Annotated in this window: 1 protein-coding gene; it reads left to right on the forward strand. The window is 58.5% G+C overall.

Going from position 1 to position 272, the window contains the following annotated elements; translation table 11 throughout:
* On the forward strand, window positions 1–272 hold a 272-nt coding region (locus Q4563_RS19890), incomplete at both ends, for an amidohydrolase family protein (protein WP_303605745.1).

Genomic DNA, 272 nt, shown 5'->3' on the forward strand with positions numbered 1-272 from the left:
CTTTATTTGTCCGCAACAGATTGAAGAAGCATTGATGAGCGGCGTTACCACCATGATCGGTGGTGGTACTGGCCCGGCCACTGGCACCAATGCCACAACCTGTACGCCGGGGCCATGGTATCTGGCCAAAATGATCCAGAGCACTGATGATATGCCGATGAACCTCGGCTTTCTGGGCAAGGGTAACGCCAGCCTGCCAGACGCCCTGGAAGAACAGCTGCAAGCCGGCGCCTGTGGCCTGAAGCTGCACGAAGACTGGGGCACCACCCCTG

Source organism: Gilvimarinus sp. 1_MG-2023, assembly GCF_030548285.1.